The sequence below is a fragment of the Actinomycetospora endophytica genome (assembly GCF_021026375.1).
Lineage (GTDB): Bacteria > Actinomycetota > Actinomycetes > Mycobacteriales > Pseudonocardiaceae > Actinomycetospora > Actinomycetospora endophytica.
The window spans coordinates 486,543-502,244 of the sequence record NZ_JAJNDB010000003.1; the positions used below are offsets into that span (position 1 = coordinate 486,543).

15 protein-coding genes are annotated in these 15,702 nt (G+C 75.7%); 3 read left to right on the top strand and 12 right to left on the bottom strand.

Annotated features, from left to right (window positions below):
• Positions 1 to 56: 56 nt before the first annotated feature.
• Entirely contained in the window at positions 57 to 2,066 is a 2,010-nt protein-coding gene (locus LQ327_RS17630; RefSeq protein WP_230735990.1) for an ArnT family glycosyltransferase, read from the bottom strand.
• Positions 2,067 to 2,308: 242 nt separating this feature from the next.
• Entirely contained in the window at positions 2,309 to 2,941 is a 633-nt protein-coding gene (locus LQ327_RS17635) for a TetR/AcrR family transcriptional regulator (protein ID WP_230735992.1), read from the bottom strand.
• Positions 2,942 to 3,069: 128 nt separating this feature from the next.
• Here LQ327_RS17635 and LQ327_RS17640 point away from each other — a divergent pair, with 128 nt between their 5' ends.
• Together LQ327_RS17640 and LQ327_RS17645 are read left to right on the top strand one after the other, a co-directional pair.
• Entirely contained in the window at positions 3,070 to 3,606 is a 537-nt protein-coding gene (locus tag LQ327_RS17640; protein ID WP_230735994.1) for a hypothetical protein, read from the top strand.
• A 62-nt stretch (positions 3,607 to 3,668) separates the two neighbouring features.
• Positions 3,669 to 3,806 (top strand): hypothetical protein, encoded by a 138-nt coding sequence (locus LQ327_RS17645; protein WP_230735996.1) that lies wholly within the window; start codon positions 3,669 to 3,671, stop codon positions 3,804 to 3,806.
• A gap of 33 nt (positions 3,807 to 3,839) precedes the next feature.
• Here the strand turns inward: LQ327_RS17645 and LQ327_RS17650 are convergent, their stop codons facing one another.
• Positions 3,840 to 5,042: an FAD-dependent monooxygenase gene (locus LQ327_RS17650; RefSeq protein WP_230735998.1), complete on the bottom strand. Its 1,203-nt coding sequence runs from the start codon at positions 5,040 to 5,042 to the stop codon at positions 3,840 to 3,842.
• A 106-nt stretch (positions 5,043 to 5,148) separates the two neighbouring features.
• Positions 5,149 to 5,421: a helix-turn-helix domain-containing protein gene (locus LQ327_RS17655; protein ID WP_230735999.1), complete on the bottom strand. Its 273-nt coding sequence runs from the start codon at positions 5,419 to 5,421 to the stop codon at positions 5,149 to 5,151.
• 50 nt (positions 5,422 to 5,471) lie between these two features.
• Here LQ327_RS17655 and map point away from each other — a divergent pair, with 50 nt between their 5' ends.
• Positions 5,472 to 6,311 carry a type I methionyl aminopeptidase gene (map, locus tag LQ327_RS17660; RefSeq protein ID WP_230736001.1) on the top strand — a complete coding sequence of 280 codons (840 nt, stop codon included), beginning with the start codon at positions 5,472 to 5,474 and terminating at the stop codon, positions 6,309 to 6,311.
• Between the two features lie 12 nt (positions 6,312 to 6,323).
• Here map and LQ327_RS17665 read toward each other — a convergent pair whose 3' ends face one another.
• From LQ327_RS17665 to LQ327_RS17700, 8 genes are all read right to left on the bottom strand, one after another.
• Positions 6,324 to 7,493: an MFS transporter gene (locus LQ327_RS17665; RefSeq protein WP_230736003.1), complete on the bottom strand. Its 1,170-nt coding sequence runs from the start codon at positions 7,491 to 7,493 to the stop codon at positions 6,324 to 6,326.
• Positions 7,490 to 8,119, bottom strand: coding sequence for a GntR family transcriptional regulator (locus tag LQ327_RS17670; RefSeq protein ID WP_230736006.1), 630 nt, complete (start codon positions 8,117 to 8,119; stop codon positions 7,490 to 7,492). Before LQ327_RS17670 ends, LQ327_RS17665 begins: the two co-directional genes overlap by 4 nt.
• A gap of 191 nt (positions 8,120 to 8,310) precedes the next feature.
• Positions 8,311 to 8,988, bottom strand: coding sequence for a hypothetical protein (locus LQ327_RS17675; protein WP_230736007.1), 678 nt, complete (start codon positions 8,986 to 8,988; stop codon positions 8,311 to 8,313).
• A gap of 57 nt (positions 8,989 to 9,045) precedes the next feature.
• Complete coding sequence (locus tag LQ327_RS17680) at positions 9,046 to 9,411, bottom strand: hypothetical protein (protein ID WP_230736009.1); 366 nt, start codon at positions 9,409 to 9,411, stop codon at positions 9,046 to 9,048.
• A 55-nt stretch (positions 9,412 to 9,466) separates the two neighbouring features.
• On the bottom strand, positions 9,467 to 10,207 hold the full coding sequence (locus tag LQ327_RS17685) for a type 1 glutamine amidotransferase (protein WP_230736011.1): 741 nt from the start codon (positions 10,205 to 10,207) through the stop codon (positions 9,467 to 9,469).
• Positions 10,186 to 11,601 carry a MurT ligase domain-containing protein gene (locus LQ327_RS17690; protein WP_230736014.1) on the bottom strand — a complete coding sequence of 472 codons (1,416 nt, stop codon included), beginning with the start codon at positions 11,599 to 11,601 and terminating at the stop codon, positions 10,186 to 10,188. Before LQ327_RS17690 ends, LQ327_RS17685 begins: the two co-directional genes overlap by 22 nt.
• Positions 11,598 to 14,558: an FtsW/RodA/SpoVE family cell cycle protein gene (locus LQ327_RS17695; RefSeq protein ID WP_230736015.1), complete on the bottom strand. Its 2,961-nt coding sequence runs from the start codon at positions 14,556 to 14,558 to the stop codon at positions 11,598 to 11,600. The genes LQ327_RS17690 and LQ327_RS17695 overlap by 4 nt, the downstream gene beginning before the upstream one ends.
• Complete coding sequence (locus tag LQ327_RS17700; RefSeq protein WP_230736017.1) at positions 14,552 to 15,655, bottom strand: hypothetical protein; 1,104 nt, start codon at positions 15,653 to 15,655, stop codon at positions 14,552 to 14,554. The genes LQ327_RS17695 and LQ327_RS17700 overlap by 7 nt, the downstream gene beginning before the upstream one ends.
• Between the last annotated feature and the right edge of the window lie 47 nt (positions 15,656 to 15,702).

Here is a 15,702-nt window from a genome sequence, read left to right on the forward strand (position 1 = left end):
GCCGCGGCGGCCCACCCGGGTCGGGGTCCGGGTGGGCCGCCGCGGTCAGGTCCGGGTCAGGCCGGCGTCCGGGCGGTGAGGTCGTAGACGGTCTCGCCGCCCACGGTGCTCGACCGGAAGTGCGACTGGACCCACTGCGTGATCGTCGCGCTCGGGCTCGTCGAGCCGCCGCCCCCGAACCCACCGCCGAACCCACCGCGACCGGCACCGCTGCCGATGAAGTAGTGGATCTTCCCGGCGGCCACGTCGGCCTGGAACTGGGCGAGCGTCGGGGTCGGGTCGGAGCCCGAGAACCCGCCGATGCCCATCACCGAGGTGTTGCTGGTGAGCTCGAGCCCGGCGGCGGCCATCGTCGAGGGCACCGCGGCCGACCAGGTCGTCCCGGCCTGCGCCAGCAGGGTGTCCAGCGCCGGGTCGGCCTGGGTGCCGCGGCCGAAGCCGCCGCCCGCCATCCCCGCGCCGGCCCCACCGGCGCGGCCGGCCTGACCGCCGGTGATCCGACCGGCCCCGACCCGACCCACGCCCCGGGCGGCGGCGCCGCCTCGAGCCCAGCGGAAGCCGCCGAACATCCCGCCCCCGGTCTGCGGGCCGGCCGAGGCCTCGGTCCCGCCGTGCGCGGAGGCGACGGTGTCGACCGCGTAGGCCGCCGGGCCGCCGACCGCGGCGATGAGCGCAGCGGCGAGACCCGTCACCACCACCCCGCGACGCACCGCGGCACGCGGCAGCAGCACCAGGACGACGGCCACGAGCCCGGCGAGCAGGATCACCCAGCGCAGCCAGGGCACGAAGGTCGGCGTCCACGACAGCATCACCGCGGCCCAGATCGCGGTGACTCCCGTCCCCACGGCGAGCAGCACCCGCGCGGCGAGGGCGTCCCGGCGTCGCCACCCCTCACGGGCGCCCAGCGCGACCATCGCGGCGAGCGGCGGCGCCATCACCACCGTGTAGTAGGTGTGCACCATCCCGGCCATGAACGAGAAGGTGATCGACGCGACGACCAGCCAGACGCCCCACATGATCGTCGAGGCGCGCAGCAGATCGGTCCGCGGGGCGCGCCGGGTCGCCCACAGCAGGGCCACGAACGCCAGCAGCGCGGCGGGCAGCAACCAGGCGATCTGACCGCCGAACTGCTCGGTGAACAGCCGCAACGGGCTCGCCTGGCCACCGAATCCGCCACCGGCGAAACCCCCCGGCCCGCCGGGGCCACCGCCACCGCCCGCCCGCCCGGCCGGGGCCGCGGTGCCCGACGCCGACGCGGCCAGCGACGAACCACGCCCCAGGATGCGCGACAGGCCGTTGTAGCCGACGGCGAGCTGCCAGAGCGAGTTGTCGGTCGAGCCGCCGATCCACGGCCGCGACTCCGCGGGCCAGATCGCGACCAGCGCCAGGAACCAGCCCGCGCCGACGACGAGTCCGGCCAGGCCGCCGGCCAGCTGCCCGATCCGGCGCCGCAGCGTCACGTCCGCGCAGATCAGGTAGACCAGCCCGAACGCCGGCACGACGAACAGCGCCACGCCCATCTTGGCCAGGAAGCCGAGCCCGACGAGGGCCCCGCACGCCACCAGCCACGCCGTCCCGGCGCGGCGGCCGGCGGCGTCCACCGCGCGCACCAGGGCGTAGGCGGCCGCGACGAGCAGGAACGTGAGCATCGGGTCGGGGTCGTCGAACCGGAACATGATCACCGCGACCGGGGTGATCGCCAGCAGCGCACCCGCCAGCAGGGCCACCCCGGGGCCGGACCAGCGCCGGACGGCGAGCACCAACAGCGCTACCGACCCGACGCCGAGCAGGGCCTGCGGGATGAGCATGGTCCAGGCGGAGAACCCGAACACGTTCGCCCAGAGGCCCATCCACCAGTTGTCGGCCGGGGGCTTGTCCACGGTGATGAAGCCCGGCGCGTCGACCGCGGCGAACAGCCAGGCGACCGGGTTGCGGGTCGAGGCCTGCACCGCGGCCGCGTAGAAGGAGTTCGCGTACCCCGTCGCACCCAGGTTCCACAGGTAGAGCACGGCGGTCGCCACGAGCAGCGCCGCGTATCCGGGACGGAACCAGCGGGGCGCGTCCACGGCCCCGTGTCTCCCTCCACCCGGGAGCGGGATCGGGCTCGTCGGCGGATCCGCGGGCGTCACGGCCCGCTGCGTCACGGTCACGACGCGAAGACTCCGAGCATCTGGTGTCCCGATGCTGGGCGTTCCCTGTGCAATCGCTGTCAGCGCGGCGACCGGCCCGTCCGGATCGCTCAAATAATCGTACGAATGTTCGTCAGCGTGACGAGCGGCCCGAAACCGGCGTCGCTCGGGCCCGGACCTCAGCGACTCCCGGAGGTGTCGTAGATCCGCGCGGCACCCTGGTGGACGACCGCCAGGAGGCCGTCCACCCCGCGCCGGAAGACGGCGGCGGCGTCGTCGACCCCGTCGAGATGCGCCCCGGACATCGCACCGTCGCGCATCATCAGGAAGTGCTGCGCCGCCTCGCGGGGGTCGGGACGCTCGGCCGAGTCCCCGAAGGCCTCGGCGAACACTTCGGTGATCGTCGCGAGGTACCAGGCGCGGTGCTCGACGACGATCCGGTGCACCGGATCCTCGGGGTCGGGGAACTCGGTGGCGGCCTTGAGGAAGGCGCAGCCCCGGAAGCCGGGCGAGGTCAGGTCGTCGGCGAGCGCCGCCCCGATGGCACGCAGCGCCTCGGCCGGTGAGGAGCCGGCCTCCCGGGCGGTCCCCACCGCATCGCGGGTGAGGGTGTCGACCCCGCGCAGGTAGGCGAGGACCAGGTCCTCCTTGGACGGGAAGTGCCGGTAGAACGTGGCCCGCGTCGTCGGGACCTCGGCGAGGATCCGCTCGACCCCGACCGCGCGGATGCCCTCGCGGTAGAACAGCTCGCTCGCCGTCGCCAGCAGCCGCTCGCGCGCCTCGGAGCGCGGCGCCGCGGTCGTCGTCCCCATGACGCCACGCTAGCAGAAAGAACGATCGGTCTTGCGTCCCACGCGGCTCGGCTGGCACTGTCACCGGCAGAGCAGAGAGAACGGTCTTTCTGCCTCTGCCGAACACCGCCACCGGGAGGACGTCCGCCATGACCACCGCCACCGCACCGACCACCAGCGCGACCCGAGCGCTCCGCCGGCTGTATCTGGTCCGCTTCGGCTTCGCCGTCGTCTGGGCCGTCCTGCTGTTCCTGACCGCCTCGACGATCGGGCCACTGAGCGCGGCGCTGCTCGTCCTCTACCCGGTGTTCGACGTCGCTGCCGCCGTCGTCGACGCCCGGTCGTCGCGGACGTCCACCCGGGCGCTCACGGTGAACATCGCCATCAGCTCCCTCGCCGCGATCGCCCTGATCGTCGTCGTCACGTCCGGCGTCACGGCGGTCCTGGGCGTCTGGGGAGCGTGGGCGATCGTCGCGGGACTCGTGCAGCTCGTCGTCGCCCTCGGCTGGTGGGGACTGGGAGGTCAGTGGGCGATGATCGCCAGCGGGAGCATCTCGGTGCTGGCCGGCGCGTCGTTCCTCGTCATGGCGTCCGGCCCCGCGGCGTCCCTGACCGCTCTCGCCGGCTACGCCCTGCTCGGCGGCATCTTCTTCCTGGTCTCGGGGCTGCGGATCTCCACCTCCTGAGGCGAGTCCGATGGTCCCGCCATCGACCCGCCTCCTACAGTCAGCGACCGGACGATCACTCTGTGCTGAGGGGGAGCCATGACGGCGGCCGCACCGGCCCCGGAGGACGAGCGCGCCGCGAGCTCGAGACCGTCATCGATCGCTGGGCCCGGCGCATCGCCCACGACGAGCGCCCGATCGAGCTGGTGCCCGCCGACTGACCTTCCCCGGGTCAGTCGGCTGACCGCCCCGGGTCAGACGCCGATCCGCCGGTCCACGGGGTAGTCGGGCAGCTCGATCGCGTCCGACGGCGGGCGGCCGAACCGGTCGAGCAGCCCGCCGAACTTGCCGGAGGCCTGGGCCGCGACGCCGAACGCCAGGCGCTGGAGCTTCCGGCCGGGGGCGGTGCGCGGGTTCATCGCCCGGAGCATGCCCGGCCGGACGCTCTGCGCGCGGTCGACGAACGGCCGCATCAGCTCCTCGTAGCGGATCAACGCGCGCCGCGGGTCGTCCTGACGATCCAGCTCACCGGCCAGGATGTACGCGCCGGTCAGCGCGAGGCTGGTGCCGGTCCCGAACGGGCCCGCCGACCACGCGGCGTCGCCGAGCAGCACCGTCCGCCCCCTGCTCCAGCGCGGGAGCTTGGCCTGGGCGATCCCGTCGAAGTACATCGAGGCGTCGTCGAGCGCGTCGAGCACCCGGGGCGCCTGCCAGCCGACGTCGGCGAACGTGCGCCGCAGGATCATGGCCTGGTCCTCGCGGCTCAGGGCCTCGAGGCCGCGCACATCGGACAGGAAGATCAGCATCGCGCGCGTGGTCCCGAGGTTGTCGGGCCGCAGGCTGACGCTGCGTGAGCCGAGCGCGTGGTGCCAGCGCCACCAGCGGTCGTCGTCGGGAAGCCGGGGGATCGTCAGGTACGCCATGTACATGCCGAGCTCGTTCAGCCCGACCTCGGGCACCACGAGCTCACGGGTCCGCGAGCGGGTCCCCTCGGCCACGACGACGAGGTCGGCGTCCAGGTCCTCCCCGCTCGCCAGCCGGGCGGTGACGTGATCGCCGTGGTCGGTGAGGTCGGCGATCTGCTCGTCGAACCGGTACTCGGTCGACCCGCGGGTGCGCTCGTACAGGATGCGCGCCATCTCGCCGCGCAGGATCTCCAGCTCGGCGGTCGGGCCGTCGGTGTCGTTCTCCCCCGCCGGGAACTCCGCGATCGTCGATCCGCGCTCGTCGACGAAGCGCAGCCCGACCTCGGTGGTGTTCGCCGCCCGGATCTCGTCCTCGATGCCCATGCGGCGGGCGACCTCGCGGCCGGTCCCGCGGATGTCGATGTTCTGCCCCTCGTCACGCAGCTGCGGCGCGCGTTCGACGATGGTGGTGCGCCAGCCCCGCATGGTGAGCTCGTGGGCCAGGGCAGGACCGGCGATGCTGGCGCCGGAGATCAGGGCATGACGGGTCACGGTGCTCCTCGGGGTGACGACTGCTCCCGGGATGCCCTCGCCCCCCGTCGCCGAAGCTTCCCGACGACGGGTGCCGCGTCACGGCCGGTGCCGGGTCCCGGCCCGCTCAGGCCGTGCGGGGCTCCTCGAGCTCGGCCGAGTCCCCGCAGGCGTCGACCAGGGCGTCGAGCGGCAGGTCGAGCTCCCCGGCCAGGGCGGCCACCGTGAAGAACGCCGGGGTCGGCACCCGTCCGGACTCGATCTTGCGCAGCGTCTCCACCGGCATGCCCACCGCCGACGCGACCGAGGTCATCGACCGCGACCCGCGGGCGTCGCGCAGCACCTCCCCGAGGCGACGGCCCCGGTCGCGCTCCTGCGGGGTCAACGGCACGCGCACCATGACCGTGATACTAATACCGGGATAGTTATCCCGAGTGGTGGAGCCGCGAGATGATCGAGATCAAGACCCCCGAGGAGATCGAGCTGATGCGCCACGCCGGCCGGATCACGGCCGACGCCCTGATCGCCGTCCGGGACGCGGCCACGGTCGGGACGCGACTCGACGAGCTCGACGAGGTCGCGGCCGGGGTGATCGCCGCGGCGGGCGCCGAGCCACTGTTCCTCCATTACCAGCCGGGCTCGGCGTCCACGCCCTATCCCGGGGTCTCGTGCATCAGCGTCAACGACGCCGTCGTGCACGGCATCCCCGGCCGCCACGCGCTCGCCGCCGGGGACCTCGTCTCCGTCGACTGCGGCGCCCGCATCCACGGCTGGAGCGGCGACGCCGCCATCTCCTTCACCGTCGGCGAGCACCCCGACCCCGAGGTCGCCCGCAGCGACCGGGCGCTGATCGCCACCACCCGGGCTGCGCTCGACGCGGGCATCGCCGCCGCGCGGCCCGGCGCCAAGCTCGGCGACATCGCCCACGCGATCGGTCGGGTCGCCCGCGACGCCGGCTACGGGCTCATGGAGAACCACGGCGGCCACGGCATCGGGCGCGAGATGCACGAGGCACCGCACGTTCCCAACGAGGGCCGCCCCGGTCGCGGCGTCCGGCTCCAGCCCGGCCTGGTCCTCGCCCTGGAGCCGATGCTGATCACCGGCGGCACCGACGCCTACGACGAGGACCCCGACGGCTGGACCCTGCGCACCGCCGACGGGACGCGCGCGGCCCACATCGAGCACACCGTCGCCATCACCGAGCAGGGTCCGGAGGTGCTGACCCTGCCCTCGGCGCCCGGCTCCGCCGGCCGCGCACCCGCCGTCGCACCCGGCATGGCCCGGGGCTGAACGACGGCGCCGCTACCCGCCCAGCGGGAGGTGGCGCCGGGAGTGGCGCAGGATGACCGTCATGCCGAGCAGCGCGATCACGGCGAGCCCGCCGAGCAGGACGGTGTAGCTCGCCACCGCGCTGAGCACGGCGAGGATCGAGGGGAGCAGGAACCCCGAGTAGGCCAGGGCGTAGTAGACCCCGGTCAGCGTCGGGAGCTCCTCGGGCGGCGCGAGACGCTGCAGCTCCAGCATCCCGGACACCATCGCGATCCCGTACGCGGCGCCGAGCACGATCGCCGCGACGAGCGCGACGACCGGGGAGCGCACGAGGGCGACCACGACGCTGACGCCGAGACCCACCGCCATCATCACCATCCCGACGAGGACCGCGCGGGCACTGGAGAGGTGGTCGAGGCGCTTGGCCAGCGGCTGGATCGCGGCGCCGACGCCGAGGGTCGCGACGGTGAGCAGGGTCGAGTAGGCCAGGCCCCAGCGGCCGAGGTGGTCGCCCACGAGCTGCGGCATGACGGCGTACGCGATCCCGGCCGAGCCGAAGATCCACGGCGCCATCGGGGAGACCACCCGGCGGAACCGCGGGTGCCGGAGCCCGAGCCGTCGCGACGCCCGCACCGGGACCGCGTCGGGGTCGCGGGTCTCCGGCAGGAACGCGACGGCGCCGAGGACCGCGAGGGCCAGGACGGCGTGCACGCCGTAGGGCAGCACCCCCGGCGCCGGGGCCCACTGCGCCAGCACGCCGGCCACCCCGGCGCCGAGCCCGAAGCCGAGGGTGAGCCAGAGCGCGGCCCGGCGTGCCCCGGTCGCGTGGGTCTCGCCGGCGCGCACCGACAGCTCGGTGACCCACGTCGTGCCGACGCTCATCGCCACCGCCACCCCGAGCCCGGTGATCAGCCGACCCGCCGCGATCCAGCCGACGCCGAGTCCGCCGAGCGCGAGCAGCACGCTGGCGACCAGCGACAACGCGGCGCCCGACGTCATCACCGGACGCCGGCCGAGCCGCTGGGACAGCGGGCCGGCCAGCAGCAGTCCCGGGACGAGGCCGACGACGTAGGCCCCGAGCAGGGCGTCGACGGTGACCACCGAGAACCCGGTCTCGCGGTACATCACCAGCAGCGGGGTGAACTGGTTCCCACCCCAGCCGCAGACCAGGACGCCCGCGGCCGCCACGTGCGCGTGCCTCATCGCCGGTGCGTCCCGTCGAGGTGGGCGCGCAGCGCGTGGGCGAAGCCGGACTCGTCGTGGGCCTCGATGAGGCCCACGAGCTCCCGGTGCTGGTCGAGGATCACCGGGACCAGGTCGGGCGAGGGACCGAGCGCGTGCACGCTCATCCGGCGCTGCCGGTCGGCGAGGGTGGCGTAGAAGCGGGTCGTCAGCGCGTTGCGGCCCGCGCCGACGATCGCGCGGTGGAACGCCTCGTCGGCCTGGGCGAAGGCCTCGAGCTGGGCGGCGTCGGTGTAGCGCTCCTGCTCGGCGATGGCCCCGCGGAGCGTCCCGATCACCTCCGGCAGCCGGTCCGGACGACGCAGCATGCGGCGCACCGCGGCGGTCTCGACGGCCTCGCGGGCGTCGAGGACGTCCTCGGCCTCGCCCGGCGGCACCGGCGCGACCACCGCCCCGCGCTTGGGGATCAGCACCAGCAGCTCCTCGGCCTGCAGCCGGAGGAACGCCTCCCGCACCGGGGTGCGGCTGATCCCGAGGCGCTCGGCGATGTCGCCCTCGCTGAACAGGTGCCCGCCCGGGAGATCGCCGGTGAGCACGAGCTCCTTGGTCATCGCGTACGCGCGGTCAGCGGCGGCTTCGGCGGGCATGATCGTCACCGTAGCTCATAGCCGCATGCTTGCATCTATGCTTTGTGCCACCGGGCACCGCCGGTTCACCGGGCGAGCGTCGCGTCCAGGATGACGTCCACGAGGTGATTCGCCCGGGACGCCAGAGCCGGTTGATCGCCGAGCCACGCCATCGCGCTGATCAGCGCGAACAGGTCGGCCCTGACCAGGGGTCAGTCCGCGCCCGCCTCCCCCGCCCGCCGGGGAAGGGCCGCGTCCAGGAAGCCCTCGACCCGCGCCCACGCGACGAGCCGGGCCGCGTTGGCGCGCGGGACCGCGAAGTGCCGCGCGACGGCCGCCGTCGGGGCCTGCCGCTCGCGCGGCGCGGTGCTCGCCAGCGCCCGCCGGTACACCGTCGCGACCCGGCGCAGCATGTCCGCGTCCACCGCGCTGCGCCGGACCCGCGGCTCGGCGCGCTGCCGGGCGGGCGCGGTCGCGGGGCGGGTGGCCCCGTCGACCGGTCTCGACGAGGTGATCAGTCGACGGTTCGCCAGACCGAGGTAGTCGTGCACCGGGATGCGCTGCATCATCGCGGCGTCGATCGGCGGACCGTCCCGGTCGCGACACACCTCGAGCGAGTCGAGCTGCCACGTCGTCGTCGTGGCGGACAGGCTCATCAGCACCCGGCAGCGCACCTCCGGGTCGGTGACCGCGACGAGCGCCTCGTCGCGCGGCGGGGCGACGACGGCCGGTTCGCCGGCGCGGCGGGTCCCCCGGGGCCGCTGCCAGAGAACCTCGAGCGAGACCTCACGACGGCGGGTGGGGACACCGGACCCCGAGGTGTGAGCGCGCTCGCCGCCGTGCACGACGCCCCCTCCCGACTCCCGTCGGACCGTGGCACGGCCCGTCACCCGAGGACACGGAGCCCGGCGCGATCCGGTTCACCCGGATCGCGGGTCGGCGCGGGATCAGCCGCGGAGCTCGACGTGCTCGATGACGGCCGCGGCGAACGTGAGCGCGGCAGCCGTCGTCTCCGGGGGCAGGCGGGCCTCGTCGGCGGCGTCCGCGCTCACCCGCAGCCAGGTGATCAGCGGCTCGACCACGCGGGGGCTCAGCCCGGAGATCCATGACGCGGTGCGGGCCCGGGTGTCGGCGACGTGCTCCGTCGTGCCGTCGTCGTACCGGGCGATGACCTCGGGACGCGACGCCAGCAGCCCGGCCGTCTCCCACTCCCCGCCCGGGGTGCGGTCCCGGAGCGCCTCGAGCCGATCGGCCGCCGCCCGCAGCCGGTCACCGGCGTCGAGAGGCTCCCGCCGTGGTGCCGTCGTCGCCACCTCGCCTCCTCCGGTGAATCCGCGGACCGGTGTACCCGCCACAACCGGATTGTGCTCATCCGAGGTACGTGGCGCGGAGCGCGGCCATGTCCGGGAGACGGTCCGGGTCGAGCGGGGGCAGCGGCGCGCCGAGCGCCCGCGCCAGGAGGTGGTCGGCGAGGGCGGGGTTGCGGGCCAGCACCGGACCGTGCAGGTAGGTGGCGACGATGCCCGGCCCCGTCGCGGCGTCGGCGGTCGGTCGGCTCACCGCGCCCTCGACCCTCGTGCCGGGGTGGTTGCCCGGCCCGCGCTCGGTGTGGGCGAACGGGAGCGCGTCGGGGCCGAGCAGGGTCACGCCGCCGTGGTTGTGGAACCCGGTCACGCGGCCCACGCCGGGCAACGTCGAGACACTCACCGACTCCCCCACCGTGCGACGGGCGCCGGGGGACGAGACGAGGTCCAGCAGCCCGAGACCGGCGTGCTCGACACCGGCCCGGTCCGTCATGACGCGCCCGAAGATCTGCAGTCCGGCGCACACCGCGAGGCTCACCGCTCGCTCGGCGAGAGCCGTCCGCAGCCCGTCGTGCCGCGCGAGCCAGTCGGCGGCGACGTACTCCGCGGTGTCCTCGCCGCCGCCGATGACGTACAGGTCGCACCCGGTCGGAGGGACGGTGCCCGCGGTGACGTCGACGATCTCGGCCGCGACACCGCGCCAGCGCAGCCGCTGCGCGAGGACGACGGCGTTGCCCGCGTCGGAGTAGGTGCCGAGCACGTCGGGCAGCAGGACGGCGATCGCTACGGAACCGTGGGCGCGCACCGCCGCCTCCCGCTGTCCGGCCCGGCCGGCTCGGCCGGCCCCGGCGGCCCCGGCGGCGGGACCTCGGGCGCGGGGCGGGGATGGCCGGTGCCGCCGCCCGGCCGCCGAGGACGCGCCGGGCCGGCGAGGGAGCGCCGGAGGTCGCGGAACGCCGTGTAGTTCGCGACCGCGTCGACCTCCCCGGCCGGCAGCGCCGCGAGCGCGACCAGCGGGTCGGGGTGGCTGTGGTGGGGGATCCCGGCGTAGCTCAACCGCACCCCCAGGTCCGCGGCGCGCTCCCCCGCGACCGCCACCACCCGGCCACGCAGCACGTCCACGGGGAGATCCCACAACCACGACACGTCCCGCCCGTCGGCCTCGCGGGCGTTGACGACCAGCAGCACCGGCCGGGCACCGGCCAGCACGTCCAGGGCCTCACCCCAGCCCGCGGGGTTCTTGACCAGCACGCTGCGCACCAGCCGGTCCTCCCAGGCGACGCGGTCGTAGCGGCCGGCCACCGACCGGACGCGGGCGACGTGCGGGGCCGCACTGGCCGGGTCGGTGCCGACCGCATCGGCCGCGGCCAGGGCGATCGTGGTGTTGCTCCGGTTGACCCGCCCGGGCAGCCCGGAGACCACCGTGACCGCCGCGACGTCCCGGTGGTGCACGACGAACCCGCCGGGCTCGTCGGCCGGGGTCCACCACCAGGCCGGGCACGGGCGGTGCAGGCCGCAGTGGTCGCACCACCACGAGACCGCCCGGAGACCGTTCGTCCGCCGGGACACCTGGTGCCCGCACGTCGGACAGGTCCGGGTGTCGGCCTCCCAGCCGGCGCCCGCGGCGACCCACACCACGTGCGGGGACGACCCGGCCGCCGAGACCACCAGCGGGTCGTCGGCGTTCGCCACGACGACCGTGTCCGGGTGCCGGGCGAGCACCGACTCCACCGTGCGGGCGGTCTGGCGCACCTCGGAGACCCGGTCGAGCTGGTCCCGGCTGAGGTTGAGCAGCACCAGTACGGCGGGGCGCACCGCGTCGAGCACCGGACCCAGGTGCAGCTCGTCGACCTCGAGCACGCACAGCCGTGATCGCGGCGTCGCCATCAGCGCCCCGACCGCGCCGTCGAGCATGTTCGACCCGGACGCGTTGTGCGCCACCGGCCCGCGGTCGCGGAGCGCGGCCGCGACCAGGTGGCTCGTGGTGGTCTTGCCGTTGGTGCCGGTGACCAGCACCGAGGTCCGGCCCGCCGCGAGCCGGGTCAGCACGTCGGGGCACAGGCGGTGCGCCACCCGGCCCCCGATCACCGATCCCCCGCCGCAGCCGAGCCGCCGCGACACCTCCGCCGCGAGGCGACCGGCCGTCACCGCGACGCGGAACCGGATCGTGGGCCCGCGGCCCGTCCCGACGACGTTCATGACCGGTTCCCGTAGTTCCGCATCATGTCCGCGACCACGCCGGCCGCCGTGGAGGAGCTGTCGGCGTGCTGGGTCAGGGCGGTGACGACGAGGTCCGGGTTGCCCCAGGGCGCCGCGGCGGTCATCCAGTCGTCGATGCCGCCGCCGGGCACGGACGGATCCTCGGCGGTCCCGGACTTGGCGCCGACGGGCACCCCGACCCCGCCGAGCGCGGTGCCGGTCCCCGAGGTGACCACCGCGCGCATGCCGTCCCGCACCGGGCCGAGCGCATCGGCGAACGGGAGCCGCTGGACCGGGATCTTCGGGAGCGGCGTCATCGCGCCGGGACCGCTGCCCACGGCCATCGCGAGCCGTGGCGTGACGAGGTTCCCGGTCGCGACCGCGGCCGTCCAGCGGGCGTCCTGCAGCGGGGTGACCGTGAGCGCGCCCTGCCCGATCCCGAGGATCACCGTCGAGCCGGGGTACCAGGTGCCGCCGTCGGCGGTGACGGACGCCGGGGTGCCGAGGTAGCCCGCACTCTCGCCGGGGAGGTCGATGCCGGTGGGGGCGCCGACCCCGAAGGCCCGCGCCGTGGTGGTGAGCCGGTCCGGGCCCAGCGCCCAGGCGAGCTTGTAGAAGTAGACGTCGTTGGACCACGCGATCGCCTGGACCATGTCCTGCGGCGGGAGCACCCGCCAGTTGTTGAACGTGTGGTCGCCGAGGCTGAAGCTGCCGCCGGTCGGGATGACCTCGTCGGGCGGGATCCAGCCGCCGAGCAGCGCCGCCGAGGCGTTGACCAGCTTGTACGTCGAGCCGGGCGGCACCGCGGACTGGGTGACGTGGTTGGTCATCGGCTGTCCCGGGACGGCCTCGGCCGCCGCGAGCGCCTGCGTGTCCAGCGGCGGGCCGTACACAGCGGGGTCGTACGAGGGGACGGAGGCCATCGCCAGGACGGCGCCGTCGATGGGGTCGAGAGCGACGGCGGCGCCGATGGCGCCGGTCGGCCCGCCCTTCAGCGAGGCGGCGACGTCGTCGGTCAGGCGCTGCTGCATGGCCAGGTCGATCGAGAGCTGCAGCGTCGCGCCCGGCACGGGGGCGGTGCTCGGGGCAGGACCGACCGGACGGCCACTGGGGTCGACCCAGAAACAGCTGCTCCCGTCCACGCCGCGGAGCACGCCGTCGTACCAGGACTCGAGCCCCGAGCGGCCGACGTCGGCGCGCGGGTCGAGCGCCGGGTCGGCACGGACCTGCTGCGGGGTGGCGGCCCCGACGAAGCCGAGCACCGGGGCGAGGTCGGCGGCGGCCGGGTAGGTCCGCTGCGGCGCCGGGACCACCACGACGCCGGGGAGCGCGGCCCGCATGACCGCGTCACCGGTGGCGGCGGGCACGGTGCCGGCGTCGACCGACATCGTGGTGCCCGGGGCCCCGTCGACCAGCGCGTGCAGCTGCGCCGCCGGTCGACCGAGCAGGCCGGCGAGCCGGTCCACGGTCGCCGGCTCGCGGCCGGCCAACGCCGGCACCAGGAGCACGGTCCGGGCGCCGGCGTCCGCGGCGAGGACGGTGCCGTGGCGGTCGACGATCGGCCCGCGGGGGGCCGGGACGGTGATGCACCGCGTCATCTGGGTCTGCCCGGCGAGCGCGAGACGGTCCCCCTCCTCGACGTGCAGGCGCGCGCCGAGGAGGCCGAAGACCGCCAGGACGGCGGTCAGCGCCACGAGCGCGGTGAGCACCAGGCGCGGCCGCGGGGCCTGGACGCGACTGGGTGCCCAGAGCCGCCGGCGGGCACCGTCGCGACGGCCGCCGAGCACCAGCCCGATCGCGACCAGGTGCACCACCGAGGCGGTGCCGCCGTTGCTCAGCACCGGGAACGGCACCCCGGCCACCGGGAGCAGCCCGAGGTTGCCGCCCACCGAGACGACCAGCTCGATGCCGAGCAGCACCGCGAAGCCGGCGCAGAGCAGCGAGCCGGTCGGGGTGCGCGGCTCCCGGGCCGCGACCGCGACGCGCCACACCACGACGAGCCCGGCGAGCACCGCCCCGATCCCGGCGACGAGCCCCCAGCCGCTGACCAGGCTGGCGAGCGCCAGGTCGGTCTCGCGCTCCGGGAGGTACTGCACCGCCAGGGCGTGCACCGGGTCGGCGCGGTCGCCGAACCAGCCGCCGCGCGCGATCGCGATCTGCGCCTGGCGCACCGCCCACCCGGGGCCCTCCGCCGACTGCGACCCGGACAGGAACGTCCCCAGGCGCTCGAGCTGGTACTGGCGCATGAGCCCCAGTCCCAGCGGGGCGGCGACGACGGCGGCGGCCACCACCGGCAGCAGGAACCGGGCGGGCACCCGCCCGATCACGAGCATCGCCGCGGAGACCAGGACGAGCAGGGTCGCGGTGGACAGGTCGGGCTCGACGACGACGAGGCCGACCGGCAGCGCGATGACGACGACGGCGAGCGCGCTGCGCCGCCAACCCGGGCGCCGCACGCCCAGGAGCGCGGCCAGCGCGAGCACCAGCGCCACCTTGGTGAGCTCCGAGGGCTGGAGCGAGGTCGGGCCCAGCACCAGCCACCGCACCGCCTGGTTGGTCTCGGCCCCGACGGCGAGCACGAGCACCAGCAGCACGATCGCCACCGCGTAGACCGCCCACGCCAGGCGCGGGGTCACCGTGATGCGGGCCCACCACAGCACCAGCAGGGCGACGACGCCGACCGCGGCGGTCGCGAGCTTGGTCACCGCCTGGTCGGGCTCGCCCATCGCCCACAGGTTCAGCGCGCCGAAGCCCACCAGCGCGATCGCGCAGCACGCGGCGGCGAGGTCGGCGAGGCCGGAGCGCCGGCCGGGCCGGGAGCGCTGCTCGGTCTCGCCGCGGGCCTCTCGACGCCCTGCCCGCCGTATCCGGCGCAGCGCCCGCCGGCCCCGGAACCCGGCGCGGGACCCGAGGTCGTCGGGCTCGTCGACGTCATCGTCGTCGTACGGGGTCAGCACGTCGTACTCCCGACGAGCAGCCCGGGGGCGGCCGCGCGGGCCGGGGTGTCGACGACGGCGAGGAGGGCGAGCGAGCGCCCGGGCGGCAGGACCGGGTCGGCCAGGCCGTAGACCTCGGTCGCGCCCACGGGGACGGGCACGCGGCCGGTGGGCAGGACGTTGTGGGTGCCGCTGCAGCGGTCGACGACCTCGAGGTGCCAGGCGACGACGTCCGGTCGCACGGCGCCCGTCGCGCCGAGGCTCACGAGCACCCGGACCGGGCACGACGCCCCCGGTGTGCACGGGGGCGGGACCGCGCGGAGGTCGACCCCGACGACGGGGCCGGCCGCCGGTGGGGCGACGACGGGCACCGGCGCCGCCGGGCGCCCGGCCGGTGCCGGGGCGACCGTGGTGGAGGCGGCCGGCGCGCCCGCGGTCCGCAGCGCCTGCAGATCCCCGGCGATGCGGCCCTTGAGCAGCGCGACCTCGCCGCCGACGACCAGGAGGAGCACGGCGAGCGCCAGCAGCCACGGCCACGTCCGCCGCCACAGCGTCCGGCCGCGCCACCCGACGGGGCGCCGGCGCACCGGTGCCGTGACCGGCGGGGCGAGTCGGGGTCGTGCCGTCGTCGGGGCGGCGGTCGCGCGGCCGACCAGGGCGCCGAGACCGCGACGGGCCACGGCGCCGGCCTCGCCGTCGACGTCGACCTCCGCGCCCAGCCGGCCGGGATCGACCCCCGGGTGGACGAGAGCCCGGGACGCTTCGAGCAGGCCCGCGAGCGGCGGGGCGTCCGACGGCCCGGCGACGGCGAGCCGGGCCAGCGCCGACCGCGCCACGGCGTGTCCGTCCGCGCCCGGGGCCCAGTGGATCCGTCCGTCCCGCCCGACCCGGACGGTGTCGTCCGACGTTCCTCCGGGGTCCGGCGCGCCCCGGTCGAGCACCCGCAGGAGGTCCGCCGCCAGCACCCGGGCCTGATCCGCGGACAGCGGGCACAGCGCCAGCAGCCGCTCGAGCGGCAGCACCGTTCCGCCGTCGGACGCCGGGGACGGCGTCTCGTCCGGGATCGGACGGTAAGGAGCGGGACGGGGTCGCGTGCGCAGGTCGTCGGTGTCGGTCATCGGTCGTCCGGGAGGAGGGCCCGGAGCCCGGGCCGTGGCAGGTGGGT

What these genes read in the sequence shown, in the direction of transcription:
- LQ327_RS17670 (WP_230736006.1), bottom strand. Translation starts at nt 8,119, where the DNA reads ATGCCCGCCGAAGCCGCCGCTGACCGCGCGTACGCGATGACCAAGGAG.
- LQ327_RS17635 (WP_230735992.1), bottom strand. Translation starts at nt 2,941, where the DNA reads ATGGGGACGACGACCGCGGCGCCGCGCTCCGAGGCGCGCGAGCGGCTG.
- LQ327_RS17665 (WP_230736003.1), bottom strand. Translation starts at nt 7,493, where the DNA reads ATGAGGCACGCGCACGTGGCGGCCGCGGGCGTCCTGGTCTGCGGCTGG.
- LQ327_RS17700 (WP_230736017.1), bottom strand. Translation starts at nt 15,655, where the DNA reads ATGACCGACACCGACGACCTGCGCACGCGACCCCGTCCCGCTCCTTAC.
- LQ327_RS17690 (WP_230736014.1), bottom strand. Translation starts at nt 11,601, where the DNA reads ATGAACGTCGTCGGGACGGGCCGCGGGCCCACGATCCGGTTCCGCGTC.
- LQ327_RS17655 (WP_230735999.1), bottom strand. Translation starts at nt 5,421, where the DNA reads ATGGTGCGCGTGCCGTTGACCCCGCAGGAGCGCGACCGGGGCCGTCGC.
- map (WP_230736001.1), top strand. Translation starts at nt 5,472, where the DNA reads ATGATCGAGATCAAGACCCCCGAGGAGATCGAGCTGATGCGCCACGCC.
- LQ327_RS17640 (WP_230735994.1), top strand. Translation starts at nt 3,070, where the DNA reads ATGACCACCGCCACCGCACCGACCACCAGCGCGACCCGAGCGCTCCGC.